The sequence below is a fragment of the Gimesia sp. genome (genome assembly GCF_048262075.1).
Taxonomy (GTDB): Bacteria; Planctomycetota; Planctomycetia; order Planctomycetales; family Planctomycetaceae; genus Gimesia.
Genome location: NZ_JBLXFK010000015.1, coordinates 79,095 through 92,861 on the forward strand (window position 1 = coordinate 79,095; position 13,767 = coordinate 92,861).

The following is a 13,767-nucleotide window of genomic DNA, read 5'->3' on the forward strand; positions in this document are numbered from 1 at the left end:
AGCATAGAAGAGAATTGATCACGGCTTATGACCGAACAGCGGGAACCTCAACCACAACGACGCAGTTGGCCTCGTCGATTGCTCAACCGAATGGAAGTCAATCGGGCGGTATTCTATGCGCTGATAGGTCGAGGCTGGCAGTTTGTTTCCGGTCCGATCACGATGCTGCTGATCATCGCGTTTTTCTCCAGTGAACTGCAGGGGTACTATTATACGTTCGGTGCCCTGATCGCATTGCAGACATTTGTCGAGATGGGCATGCAGGTCGTGACGCTTTACCTGGCCAGTCATGAATGGGCGAAGCTGGAAATCAATGACCGGGGTTCCCTGGTCGGTGATCCGGATGCCCTCTCACGCTTGCGCAGTCTCTTGCTGCTGGTCATAAAATGGTACACCGTCGCCGGGCTGCTGTTTGTCGGCGGAATTGGAGTAGCCGGCTATTATTTCTTTTCGTCTCAACCGTCCAGTGGCGTGGACTGGCAACTCCCCTGGCTGTGTGTAGCCGGTTTGACGGCGCTGACGCTGATGGCAACCCCCTGTCTGTCCCTGCTGGATGGCTGCGACCAGGTTGCGGTCACCAACCGCTATCGGGCGTTTCAAAGTATTACCGGGACCCTGGTCGCCTGGCTGGTCATTTCCAGTGGAGGCGGGATCTGGACCTGTGTGGCGATTTCGGCCGTGCGCCTGTTCTGGGAACTGTGGCTGATTGGTATTCGTTATCGTCGTTTTTTTGCATCGCTACTGCCACATCGCAATGGGACGCTGGTCAGCTGGTCGGAAGAGGTCTGGCCTATTCAATGGAAGCTGGCGGTGCAGGCGATGGCGACTTACTTTACCAGCGCATTTGTCATTCCGTTAATGTTTGAATACCAGGGACCCGAAGTCGCCGGTCGGCTGGGACTGACCTGGACGGCATTGATGACACTGCAGATGGCTACTTTCGCCTGGCTATTGACGCGGGCACCACTATTTGGTTCGCTGGTATCGCAGAATAATATTCCCGAATTGAATCGCGTCTTTCGAAGATTGGCGCAAGTCTCCACCATGGTGTTGCTGGCGGGGGGAACTTTGTTTTGTCTGATCGTCTGGGTGTTGCAGTTACTGCAGGGCACAAAGTTACCCGCAGGCTGGGAGATGTTGCAACCGGTCTGGTATCTGATCCAGAAACTGCAGCAACGCATTCTGCCACTCTACCCGACGGTTTTACTCACTCTGGCCATCATTCCCATTCATATCTCCCAGTGCGTGATGGCGTATATCCGTCCGTTTAAACAGGAACCATTTCTGGTTTTGAATACACTGACCCAACTGATGACGGGAGTACTGGTCTGGTACCTGGGAAAAACCTATGGACCGGTGGGTGCTGGCTGGGGATTTCTCGTGGCGGGCTATCTACTGACGATTCCCGGGTTTCTGCTCATTTTGCAACGATTTATTACCCAGCGGAGATAACAGACTTTCGGCGGACCGCTGATTGAGAAACCCGTACTGCTCATTTTTGGCAAGAAAAAAGTTGACAGTTTGGGATCCTGGTTTTACTATCAGTAGATATTCATCCTTTCATTACGTACTCGTTGTTATTCTCTGATTTCATTTCTTTTCTCAATCAGGTTCGATGCCCGGTCAAGGTTCATTCGCGCTGCTGGTTTCCAGCAGATATGGGTATCTTCGACGAGTAGAGCGTTTCCGCCTCTGATTAATTCTATCTCTGTTTTTACAGGGTCGATGCCATCTTCGTTTATTGAAAAGGAGTTTTCATAATGCAATGGTTCTTGAAGCGAAATCACCTGTTCGTTTTGTTACTGTGTATCTCAGCGGGCTGGGTTTTGATGACCGTCAGCGCGGAGGTGGAACAAAATACCAGGGCTGCGAATCCCGATAGCTCGCCTGAGTTGAATCAGGAAACGCAGGCTCAAGACCTGTTTGCCCTGCCACAGGAAAGTCCACCACTTCAACGGATCCAAAAGCAGATAACAGCTTCGGAAATCAAGATCGTTCAGCCTTTCTATCCACCATGGACCAAATACGAGCATACGATTCAGCAGGAACTTCACGCCGAGACCAAAGCGGAGTTTTCCGACACGCCTTTAGTTGAAGTGTTGAACTTCTTTCAGACCCAGCATGGCATCAATATTTATCTGGATGCGCTGGCCCTGAAACAGGATGGCCTCACCGCCAAAGAGCCCGTGAATGTGTCGCTGAGTGGGCTTAAACTCAAGTCCGCGTTCGACATCATTTTAAAGCCGCTCGGGCTGGATTATGTAATCGATCAGGAAGTGCTGAAGATTACGACGATTGAAGAAGCGCATCGTACTTTGAAAGTACGGATCTATCCTGTCGCCGACTTAGGCAATTCCCCCGAGGAATTCGCGGCGCTTGAAAACGTGATCCGCAATACCTGCCTGCCACCTTTATCGATGCGACAAAAAACTTATCCGGTCGATGATCTGGTAATTGGTGGTTCCGGGAAATCAACCGGAAAATCATCTGTGCCGTATTCAAGTCGCAGTATTTCCATCGTTCCCCAGTGTCAGGCACTGGTGGTGAACGATACAGATCGAGTGCACTTCAAAATATCGGAGTTATTGAGTCAGCTCAGGCAGGTCCGCCAGGATCAGGCAAGCCAGAGTTCTGAAGCAAAGTGATTCTCAGTTGTCACATTTTTCAAAACAGGGGACTGATTATGATTTGGTTACGAAAACAGAATGTTTGTGCTGCAATACTGGTTTGTCTGGCAGTCGGGTGCGGCGTGATGGCGGTAAACGCAGAAGTGAAGAAAAATACTGCGATTCCTGCAGCAGAGAAGTCTCCTGCCCAGGAAACAGCCACAATTGAAACAGCGACGTCACAACAGCAGGTTAAGAAAACCCGGCAGAGATCGTTTCCGGCGCTCACAAAACGTGAACTGAAAATTCAAGAAGCGCTGGGAGAAGAAACTGATTGTACTTTTTTTGATCAGCCCTTGTCTGAAGTCATGGACTTCTTTTCGGAGACTCATGACATCCCCATTCTCATTTTCGGCAATGATTTGGGAGAGGAAGGTTTAACCGTTGAAGAACCAGTGAATATTAGTATCGAAAAAATTGCCCTGCGAGATACCTTGGAACTCATCTTAGAGCCCATCGGTTTGACTTATATTGTGGAACATGGAGTTGTGAAGATTACGACTTCAATTAAAGCAAGTGAGAAACTGACGTCGCGTGTGTACCCGGTTGGTGATCTCTGCCGGACCGTTGAGGATTATCTCACACTGGAATCCGCACTCAGAAATGCAGACTTCGGTGAATGGCGGTCGCGGAAATCTGTCTGCGCTCCTGAACAGACTGCTGCCCAGACACAACAAGCCGCTAGCCATGGTCCCGCAGGAGGAGGTTTTTTCAGTATACCAGGTGGGAATTTTAAGGGAGGAGAAAGTATCGACCCATTGCTTTACGAAAATGGTGCCGGCGGAACAATTACGATGGTTCAACAAAGTAAAGCATTGGTCATCACACAGACGTATCACGCACACAATGCCATTGTAGATCTGTTAACTCAAATCAGAGAAGCCAAGGCTACTGAATAGTTAACGTATCTCAACCCGATTACAGATTCAAAATTCAAGTAAATCAAGAGATATCTACAGCAGGAGAAAATGATGAAACAGCTAACCGATATGGGAAGCCGGAGAAAAAACTTCGCGATGATACTGTTGAGTTGCCTGGTTGCGACAGGTTTTATCATCACGGTAAACGCTGAAGAAAAGCAGAAACCGCAGGAGACTTCAGCGAAAAAGCCGACGGTGAATGCCATTTCGAAAACGATCGCGCCCGCAGACCAGGAAAAAGCGAAAGGGGCAAAGCCAATCTTCTACCCGACGCTCACTGCCCGCGAACAGACATTTGAAGTGGCGCTGAAAATGAATACCGATGCCGACTTTGTAGAATCACCTCTGGCAGATGTGATGACCTTTTTCAGTGAAAAACATAAAGTGCCCATCGTGATCCAGGCGAAAGACCTGGAAAATAATTTGGGAATCACCCCAGATGAGCTCATCAATGTGTATTTTTCTGAAATCAGCCTCAGCGATGCCTTGTTACAGATCCTGGACCCGCTGGATCTGACGTTTATCGTCGATCGAGGACTGATTCAGGTCCTCTCAAAAGAGTCTGCATCGGAAACGTTCAAAACCAGGGTGTATCCGGTAGGCGATCTATGCATCATTGATGAAGATTACCTGGTCCTGGGTACCTCTATCCAGAATGCCAATCTGGGAAATTGGAAACCAGTTCGCATCACTACCAAATTGAGTAACTCGAATCCCAATCAGGGACTGAAGGGAAGTGGCGGCTCAGGTTTTTTTAACGTTCAAGGTGGATTAGGAGGTGGCCTGGGGGATGGCCTGTGGAGTGGTGGCGGTTTTGGTGCCGGTTTTGGTGGCGGGGGTGGATCACAGGCTGCTTACGCGGATGAACCGGGGGGGACAATCTCCGTGGTGCAGCAGTCCCATGCGCTGGTGATCAGCCAGACTTATCATGCCCACAATGCGATTGTCGAATTACTGACACAGCTCCGCCAGGCCCAACAGGACAGTAAATGACATAACCAATCCAGGAATCAGCTGAACAATTTCGAATCGAAATAATCTGTGAAAGGATATAGCGATGAGTAGAAATCAGAACCACAGTCGCTCCTGTTTACCGTCTGTAGGTATGGGAGCTTTGTTACTCGGGGCGTTGACACTGGCGATTCAGGCAGAAGAAATAGCAGCGGTGCCGGATAAGAAGGCCGAATTACCCAAAGTTGCTATGAAAGCACAGCCCGTCTTTTATCCCGTGTTAACCAAACGTGAAGAACTGATCGACAGCATGCTGAAGCGGGATACCCATGCAAATTTTCCCAAGATCCCTCTGTATGAAACGATGGTATATTTTTCGGAGTTGCATAATATTCCGATTCTCCTGCAGGACAAATATCTGGAAGAGGCCGGCGTAACCCGGGAAGAAATGATCGATGTCAATTTCACAGATCAATCCCTGCAAAATGTGCTGGATTATATTCTGGACCCTCTTGATCTGACGTATGTGGTCGACAAGGAAATGGTTCTGATAACTACAAAGGAACGAGCGGCGCGAATGTTCAAGACGCGGGTCTATCCCGTGGGCGATTTATGCAGTTCCAGCCCGGATGGCTACACCGCCCTGGAACTGGTAATTCGCAACGCACGTCTCGGAGAGTGGAAACCAAGTGGCATTGACCAGCTGGCCCCCATTTATGGTTCCTCCGGCCAGGATGCCCAGGTCTATAACTTCCAGTTTAAAGGGGGGACCATTTCGATACATGAACCGAGTAAATCACTGGTAATCAGCCAGACCTATCATGCACACGAAGCGATCGTAAAACTGTTACAGGATCTGAGAAAAGCCCAGGCAGCGCAGTAGAAGTCGGCGGACCGCAGCTTCTGAAAACCGACGCATAAAAAATGGAGCAGGCCGAGGGGAGCAGCCCGCTCCATTTTTATGCTCGTTATTTACCGCCATTTGGTGTGCGGCTCATAATATAGTTGAACAGGTCCTTCACTTCCTGATCGCTCATGGTTTTGGTCAGTCCATCAGGCATCAGTGACAGATCCAGAGCCTTGAGAATTTCGATCTCATCTTTATTGATGAGTACGGTCTGCCCTTTGACATCTCGCAGTGTGAGTGTCTTGGTCGTCTGCTCATCAATGAGCCCCGTCACCGTCCGCCCGTCGTCCGTGACAACCAGGAAGTTGGTGAATTCTTCACGAATGGCGGCACTCGGGTCAACAACTGCCAGCAGCATGAAGTCCAGGTTGTCGCGTTCGTAACCCGTCAGTTTCGGGCCGGCTTTGCCCCCTTCGCCGTATAGTGTATGACAGACGGCGCACGTTTTATTAAACAGGACTTTCCCGGCTGAGAATTCCCCGCCGCCCGCTTTGACCAGTTCGGACACCCGCTTCATTTCCTGCTGTTTTTCTGCAGGAGTCGAACCGCGGACTTTACCCCAGTGCTTCTTGATACTGGCTTTGATCTCCGGGTCGTCATGCAGCGACATCTGTTGCACGACATCCAGGGGAATTGTATTGGCCTTGATCCGCCACGCGTCGACTTGAGCGAGGAACTGCTTGCTCCACGCTTTACGACTGGCGAGCACCCGCTGCGCCGTGCTGCGAACATCGTGTTCGTCGAGTAGTGTGCTGTGGTAGCGGGCCAGGATATTTTTCCCGATACTCGGGTTTTTAAAATTCATCAATGCCTGCAGCGACACTCGTTTTAACGAGTGTGTGTCGGCTCCGGATGACGAGAGGATTGCCGTCAGCGGTCCGACGGCTTCTTTGGTTTTGAGTTGTCCCAGGATTTCAATGTAAGTCAGACGCGTCGGACGATCTGCATTTTTATCTGCAACAATTTTCAAGGCGCGCTGGGTCGCTTCCTTGTCTCCTAGCCTTAACGCTAAAGCCAGGTCCGATTCTCCCAGGTTCTTCTGGTATTCGACCAGTTCCTTGCTGAGTTCTTCAGGCAGGTTGTCGATCTTTTGGCCGCGGAATGCTTCCAGCATGCCCACCATCAGTTTTTCTTTATGCTGATCTGAAGGCGCCAGCTTCAGCAACTGGGCACACATCGCGTAATTTTCATCGCCACCCGCCATCGCATATCGCTGCATGATGCGTTCGAGAATGAAATCCTGCACCATCTGAACTTTCCAGAAGCCTGGCTTCGAAAACAATTGTAAAACCAGTTCCCGATCGGAAGTGGCTTTGCTTTCGATGGCCCACCACAACAGCAGGGGAATATGCAGATCCTGCAGATCCTCTTCCCGCTGCAGGAGTTCGGCGGTAATCGCGAGCCCCAATTCTGCGGGGAGTCGTTTAGCCGTGGATGCCAGTTGCGATCGTACTTCGGCGTAAGGTTCCGTTTTCGCAAGACCGACCAGTGACTCAGTCAGCTTTTTCGAACTGGTGTGGGAATCGCCGAGCAGTCGGATCGTCCAGCGACGCATGTGTTCATCGCGGTGTCCCAGCAGTTCCAGCGCCAGCTCTTTGTTGAACGCACCGAGTTGATTCAACGCCCAGAGTGCTTCCAGGCAGCGATCGTCATTCTCATCTTTTGCAATTGCCAGTAACGAGGGAACCATCGATGTGTCACCGCGTTCGCCAATCACCTGCACGGCTTTCTGACGGAACCATTTGTTTTTGTGGCCCATGGTTTCAATCAGTTCCGCATTGGTCTGTTTGGAAAGATCGAATGGTTTGAGGGGCTGATAGTCGGTTGGTTTGAGACGATAGATACGGCCGCTGGTTTTGTGCCAGTTGTCGCGGGGGTCGACGTGCGTCAGGCGGCTGTCATACCAGTCGGCAAGATACACGCTGCCATCAGGGCCCACCTTGATATCAACAGGGCGGAACCAGCGGTCCTGCGTCATCACGATCGGAGGCATATCTTCTGTTCGAAAAGTGGATGTATCCGGAATCAGATTGCTGGCCATCACGCGGTTATGCAGTGAGTTCGCTGCGAAGACGGCACCGTTGTATTTTGGCGGGAAAGCGCCCCCTTCATAAATGGAGAAGGTCTGGCTGAAACGTTCCTGGTAACCTTTGTGCCGCATATGTTCGTAATATCCGAAGGCGTATGAATTCGTCAGCGGACCATGTTTGCCCCAGTTCTTATGAGCATATCCGCCCTGGGCATAATGCATGCCGCGGGTACTTCCGTTATTCGTACCGGAGAAGACGCGGCCTTTGGAATCGATTTCCACACTGAAGGTATTTCCGCCCCCTTCTGCGTAGATTTCGAAGATTTTTGTTTCGGGGTGATATCGCCAGATCATCTGACCTTTAAAGTGCACGTTTTTTGTGACGGCCGAACTGACGGTCCCGGTGGTCGTACTGCCGTTCGCGCCGTACAGCCAGCCATCGGGGCCCCACTTGATGCTGTTGGCAACAGAATGCGTGTCTTCCAGACCGAAGCCGGAGAGATGGACTTCAGGATCGCCGTCGGGAATGTCATCGCCGTCGGCATCGGGATAGAACAGCAGGTAAGGAGGATTCAAGACCCAGATTCCGCCTTTGCCGACCGTGACTGCGGAGACAATATTCAGACCGGTAATCACGTCTTTGATTTTATCGAACGTCCCATCGCCGTCAGTGTCTTCGAGCACCGAAATTTTGTCCGCTCCTTTGAAGTGGTTTGGCGGTGCGGGGGGGACTTTATCGAAGACGGCTCGCAGGTACTGGTCGTATTTAACGACTTTCAAGCCAGCGGGAAACGGGTACTGCAGGTACTGTACGACCCACATTCGACCACGATGGTCAAAGCTTAAATAGAGAGGCTGCATGACTTCGGGCTCCGCAGCAATGCTTTCCATTTCAAAGTCTTTATGGACCTGAAACAGTTTGACCGCCTGTTCGGGAGGAGTCGGGTCAGATTCGTCGCCAACTTCCCCTTTGCCTTTAAAAGCTTTCATGACTTTGTCGACCTGCTCGTTGGCAGCGACATTCTTCTTGAAGCGATCACGGGTGATCTTCCCGGCGACATCCACCTGGGGTGGTGCCTGTTTCAGACACCAGTAGATGGCGTTAACCAGGGTGTGCGTAAAAGTATTGATTTTGAAATCGCTGGCGTGCCCGAGTGACGTATAAAACACCAGCGATTTTTTATAACGGTTCGTCCAGGCCACAGGCATATGGACCGGTTGTCCGTCCACGTTGGACAGGCCGATTAATAATGTCTTCGTTGAGCTTTTGAGGTTCGTGCTCTTATACATCGAACCTTCGCTGCGGAAGTACTTATTGCGGACCGTCACCATAATCGGGTCCTGTTCGGCCCGCAGCTGGGTGGTCACATCCGTGGGAGTTTTATTATTAAAGTCGCCCGCGTATTCGCCCCCCAGTACTTCCGTGTCGAAGTTCTTCCACTCGACATATCCGTCCGCCGGTTTCCCTTTGCTGAGCGAAAAGCCGTGGCTGGAAGTGCGAATGGCAACCAGCGGTTTACCGGAATCGAGATAATCGCGAAGCAGTTTCATCTGGGCGGCCGGTAATGTTTTTCGACGCACACTCAGGAACAGCAGGTCTGCTTCTTTAAGCGCTTTCAAACCAGGGAACGAATTCGGGTCGTCTTTGTCGGCGAACACAAACTCGGTACGAAATCCGAGAGGTTGAAGATGCTCTTTGGCAAAGGCAGGCAGGCTTTCGGCCGTCTTGTAACCTTCTTCCCCAATCATAAACAGGATCAGAGGCTGGTCAGCGGGAGTCGCTGCTTTTTTAGAATCAGTCTTCTCTTCACCGGGGAGCGGGAAAACGAACAGACTGCAGAAACCGAGAACGACAAACAGTGAGAGCGCGTGCTTCAAAATCACTCTATTGAGCATGAGGACCACTTCTTTGTGAGGTAAAACTAAAGGAAATTAAATAATGGTGGTCCTTCATAATAACAGCCCTCTGAATGCAATGTCACCCGTCAAAAGTAATTTTTTGCGAAGAAGTGTTCACTTTGCTGAGTCAGGCGCTGGCGAATCTCTATATGCCTTAAGTCTATGTAATAAATAAAGATAGACTGAAGAATCTCTTTTCGTCGGTACCCGTTTTCTGGTAATTTGAAACATACAGATTCCCGGTTTTTCACCCTGAGCTGGATTCGCCTGCATGTCGCGTATTTCTCAACTGGTTTTCATCATCTCACTGCTCTGTGGCTGCTGGCTGGCGATGATGGGGGTCCACGAACTGGGACACGTTTTGGGAGGAGTCTTTACGGGAGGTTCCATTTCGCGGGTGGTTCTGCATCCGTTTTCGATTTCGCGAACCGATCTCTCCGTCAATCCCGCACCTGCGCTGGTTGTCTGGGCGGGGCCTGTGTTGGGGGTGTTGCTGCCTCTATTGTTCTGGCTGACAGGGCATCTGTTGCAGACTTCCGTAGTTTCGCTCTTGCAGTTTTTCGCCGGCTTCTGTCTGATCGCGAATGGCGCTTATATTGCTGGCGGTGCAATGGAAGGGATTGGCGACTGTGGCGTGATGTTGCAGACCGGTACGCCTCTGTGGGTGATGTGGGGCTTTGGACTCTTAACCGTTCCCGCCGGTTTCTTGCTCTGGCATCGACTCGGTTCATTTCAGGACTGGTGGCGGGATCCGAAACGTGTTTCAGAACAAAGCGCCTGGTTCATGTTTTTGGCCGTAGCAACACTGGTGGTGCTGCTGGTCTGTTTTTCTGCTCGATAATGGTTTCCGGTTTGCTTCCCGCCGGTTGGATCTGATACCTTGGGAGTAGCACGGACCTTCGCTTTCAGGAGAAATTCATGTCAGAAGTCTTTAATCGTCGTCGGATGCTGGGAATTTGCGCCGCCTCTGCCTCTGCATTGTGTCTGCCTGCAGTGGGCCATACAAAATCGGCCAAGCCCAAAGTGAAAACTTTCACGTACAAAACAGTGGGTGAGCTGGAGATCAAAGCGGATGTCTACCGGGCCGACGATAATCAAACGCGGCCTGTGATGGTCTGGTTCCATGGTGGTGCGTTGATTGTCGGGCATCGAGGTGGTGTGAGTGGCCGCGTATTACGGGATATGCTGGGGGCGGGTTACACGGTCGTTTCGTTTGATTATCGTCTCGCCCCGGAAACGAAACTGCCGGAAATCATCGCGGATCTGGAAGATGGTTTTACCTGGCTGCATCAAAAGGGGCCGGAGCTATTCAATGTCGATATCAGTAAGGTCGCTGTCTCGGGCGGTTCTGCGGGAGGCTGTCTGACGATGGTCGCCGGCTACCGGGCGAAACCCAGGCCGACCGTACTGGTCCCGTTCTGGGGGTACGGCGATTTGATCGGCGACTGGATCGGCAAGCCCAGCCCGCATGCGCGGCATCAGACCAAATTGACGAAAGCCGAAGCGTATCAGCAAGTCGGCACAAAACCGATTGCCGATTCCCGGGAGAGCAAAAAAAAACGCGGTTCATTTTATCAATACTGTCGCCAGCATGGAATCTGGCCAGAAGCAGTGGCTGGCTGGGACCATCACAGTGAACCGGAAAAATTTTATCCGTACATGACCCTGAAGAATGTTACGAAAGAATATCCTCCCACACTGATGGTGCATGGCACGAAAGACACCGATGTACCTTACGAACAATCGACGTTGATGGCGGAGCAATTGCAGCAGCAGGGCGTTGAACACGAGCTAATCACAATCCCCAATGCCGAACACGGACTGGCGGGCGGCGATCCGACACAGATCGAAGCTGCCTACCAGCGGGCGTTTGCCTTTATGCATGATCACATGCAGTGAAATCAGACAATTGTTCAAAGTAATCTGAACAATTTGTCTGTAGCTGCGTTATCCTGATATATAGAGTGTGTGAATAGATTCAACAAAGGAGGCAGACAATGGTGTCCCAGGTTACGACTCAATTTCGAAACAAAGGCTGGCGAGTACATTCGTGGAACTACGCCGATCAGGAAGTGCTGGTGCTACATCAGGAGCCATTCCGCTTGGACTGGATTGCAACTCAGCTGGTGACATATGTGTTTATCATCGAGCGGACGCCTGATAATTACCAGGCGATTCTGGATGACTATGCGGCCTTACGAGAATTTGCCGGGCAGCATAAAAACACCATTCTGCCATTCGGTTTTCAATGCGGCTACGCTTTACTGCCGATCTATGTGGGTGGCCCATTTTCTGAAGCGTTGATTGCTGATGTGAAAAATACCTATCGAAAACGCTGGTGTGTGTTCCATGCTCCGGCCTTGCTGGAACGCGATACCGGTAAACTACATACCCTGGAAACAAAATCATTCTGGGGCTGTATTTATCGTGATTATATCGAGTCAGCACTTAACGAGACCGCGCTGGTCCTGAATGAAAATCTGACAGCAGACGCCGTCTGAGTTGATCCCCGCTGTCAGTGAATGCTATAAGATATCCTGAGATTGGCCCGGGGATGATCGCGTATTTGTTTGAGACTTCAAAAGGATGTGAGTCTGTGTTTGAGCTCTGGATGACCCTGATTCCGATTCTGATTGCGGATGTCATCAACCCGGTCTTATTCGCCTTTCTGGTCTATGCCGCTGGTACTGAACGTCCTGTGGTCAACACCTGCGGTGTCCTGCTGGGGCATACGCTGGCCTATTATCTCGCAGGAATTGTGATCGCGGTCGGCATCGAACAGATCTCCGATCACCTCTCGAATCCACAACAGATCGATTACATCATCGGCTTTGTGATTGGTGTGATTCTGCTCTGGGTGGGCTACCTGTCCTGGAAAACAGAAAACACAGAACAGGCAGCAGAAAGCCGAACGGTGACACCCCTCAAGGCAATCGGCCTGGGGGCGGTAGTCAGTTTCATGGGCATGCCTTTCGCGCTCCCCTATTTTGCTGCGTTAGATCAAATGCTCAAGGCCGACCTGACGCCGCTATCGGCGCTGGGCGTATTAGCGGCGTACAACGTACTCTATGCACTGCCGTTTGCCCTGGTTCCCGTGCTGATTGCTACTTCCGGTCAGAAGAGTCAGGAAATCTTACGCACCATCAATTCGTGGCTGGTCAGCATCAGCAATTTTCTGATGCCCATTCTGCTGACGCTGGTCGGGCTGGCGCTGATCGTCGACTCGATGATTTATTTTGTGACCGGATACGAAATGTTTTAATAGATTTCCGATTGTCAGATCGGATATGATAGAGCCCTCGGGTTCCGCCATCACTCAAATCGTTTAGAGTGGAGCGGTGACCTTGCTGTTTCCGGGGACACTGGTTCGAAATCCAGACGCAGAATCCAATTCGGACTTGCCCAGGTTTAAACTGATGCAAAGCGAAGTGAAGAACGCATAAGTCTTTCCCTGATTTTAAACAGAAAAAATCCGCTGAAGTTTTTCTATGAATCATGTCTCGTAATGAAAGAACACCACTCTCGCACTGAGTAAACGCTTCCTACATTAATCAGGAGTATCACAGCATGTCGAAGCAGTTTATTATATTAGTTCTTTTTATCGTGGCGTTCTTTGGGGGCCGACTGGCTTTAACAGAGGAACCGGCACATCAGACATTTCAGGAACCAGAAACGTACGAAGCGGCTAAAGAGCTCTCTCAGAAAACGGCCGGATACAAAAATCTGCAGAAAATCGGACTGGCCATGCACGGTTATCATGACCTGTTTGACCGGTTTCCGTCGGCGGTGGTCTATGCCTCGGATGGGAATACGCCGCACAGTTGGCGGGTCGAATTGTTGCCGGTGCTCAAGCACTATGTAGAGGGCATTGACCCGAATCAACTCAAACGCATGGACAGAGAACTGTATAATGCGGCGATTAAAGACTGTGGTTACGATATCAATCAGCCTTGGGACAGCCCCGAAAACCTGAAGGTCCTTGATAGCATGCCGCCCGTTTATCGTCACCCCAGTGACCAACCCGATTCCACTGCAAGCGCGTACTATGCTGTAGTCGGAAAAGGGACGGCTTTTGACGCTGACGAAGTCACCAGCTACACGGACATCAAAGGCTGGCCCGCTTCAGCTCTGATGCTGGTTGAGTCGCGGAGCAGGGCTCCCTGGACAAAACCGGTTGACATCGCTTACTCGAAAGACGCCACCGTTCCCCGCTTTGGTGGCTTCACTGCTCACGGTTATCTGACGCTCAGCTGTGATGGTGCGGTGCATTTTATTTCTGATTCCGTCTCACCAGATGCCCTGAGAGCATACATCAGCAAAGATCAGTCTGATACCTTTGACATTCCCGGCGTGCCGTATCGGTTTTAACAGCAGTAAGCTTCTTCAAGACAAAGC

Annotated in this window: 11 protein-coding genes; 10 read left to right on the forward strand and 1 reads right to left on the reverse strand. The window is 50.9% G+C overall.

Annotated features, from left to right (window positions below; genetic code table 11):
- Positions 1 to 27: 27 nt before the first annotated feature.
- The 5 genes from ACN0YH_RS23375 to ACN0YH_RS23395 all read left to right on the forward strand — a co-directional run bounded on the left by ACN0YH_RS23375 (position 28) and on the right by ACN0YH_RS23395 (position 5,420).
- Positions 28 to 1,452: a hypothetical protein gene (locus tag ACN0YH_RS23375; protein WP_417382010.1), complete on the forward strand. Its 1,425-nt coding sequence runs from the start codon at positions 28 to 30 to the stop codon at positions 1,450 to 1,452.
- 308 nt (positions 1,453 to 1,760) lie between these two features.
- Positions 1,761 to 2,645: a hypothetical protein gene (locus tag ACN0YH_RS23380; protein WP_417382011.1), complete on the forward strand. Its 885-nt coding sequence runs from the start codon at positions 1,761 to 1,763 to the stop codon at positions 2,643 to 2,645.
- A 38-nt stretch (positions 2,646 to 2,683) separates the two neighbouring features.
- Entirely contained in the window at positions 2,684 to 3,565 is an 882-nt protein-coding gene (locus ACN0YH_RS23385) for a hypothetical protein (protein WP_417382012.1), read from the forward strand.
- 69 nt (positions 3,566 to 3,634) lie between these two features.
- Positions 3,635 to 4,579: a hypothetical protein gene (locus tag ACN0YH_RS23390; protein WP_417382013.1), complete on the forward strand. Its 945-nt coding sequence runs from the start codon at positions 3,635 to 3,637 to the stop codon at positions 4,577 to 4,579.
- A gap of 64 nt (positions 4,580 to 4,643) precedes the next feature.
- Positions 4,644 to 5,420, forward strand: a complete 777-nt coding sequence (locus ACN0YH_RS23395; protein ID WP_417382014.1) for a hypothetical protein — start codon at positions 4,644 to 4,646, stop codon at positions 5,418 to 5,420.
- Positions 5,421 to 5,505: 85 nt separating this feature from the next.
- Here ACN0YH_RS23395 and ACN0YH_RS23400 read toward each other — a convergent pair whose 3' ends face one another.
- Positions 5,506 to 9,369 (reverse strand): PVC-type heme-binding CxxCH protein, encoded by a 3,864-nt coding sequence (locus ACN0YH_RS23400; RefSeq protein ID WP_417382015.1) that lies wholly within the window; start codon positions 9,367 to 9,369, stop codon positions 5,506 to 5,508.
- A 274-nt stretch (positions 9,370 to 9,643) separates the two neighbouring features.
- Here ACN0YH_RS23400 and ACN0YH_RS23405 point away from each other — a divergent pair, with 274 nt between their 5' ends.
- From ACN0YH_RS23405 to ACN0YH_RS23425, 5 genes are all read left to right on the forward strand, one after another.
- On the forward strand, positions 9,644 to 10,213 hold the full coding sequence (locus tag ACN0YH_RS23405; protein ID WP_417382016.1) for a hypothetical protein: 570 nt from the start codon (positions 9,644 to 9,646) through the stop codon (positions 10,211 to 10,213).
- A 77-nt stretch (positions 10,214 to 10,290) separates the two neighbouring features.
- Positions 10,291 to 11,271 (forward strand): alpha/beta hydrolase, encoded by a 981-nt coding sequence (locus tag ACN0YH_RS23410; protein WP_417382017.1) that lies wholly within the window; start codon positions 10,291 to 10,293, stop codon positions 11,269 to 11,271.
- Between the two features lie 98 nt (positions 11,272 to 11,369).
- The gene (locus tag ACN0YH_RS23415; protein WP_417382018.1) at positions 11,370 to 11,873 is read left to right on the forward strand and encodes a hypothetical protein; all 504 of its coding nucleotides are present in this window, start codon (positions 11,370 to 11,372) and stop codon (positions 11,871 to 11,873) included.
- A 95-nt stretch (positions 11,874 to 11,968) separates the two neighbouring features.
- Complete coding sequence (locus tag ACN0YH_RS23420) at positions 11,969 to 12,634, forward strand: GAP family protein (protein ID WP_417382019.1); 666 nt, start codon at positions 11,969 to 11,971, stop codon at positions 12,632 to 12,634.
- A gap of 305 nt (positions 12,635 to 12,939) precedes the next feature.
- The gene (locus ACN0YH_RS23425; protein WP_417382020.1) at positions 12,940 to 13,740 is read left to right on the forward strand and encodes a DUF1559 domain-containing protein; all 801 of its coding nucleotides are present in this window, start codon (positions 12,940 to 12,942) and stop codon (positions 13,738 to 13,740) included.
- The last annotated feature ends 27 nt before the right edge of the window (positions 13,741 to 13,767 follow it).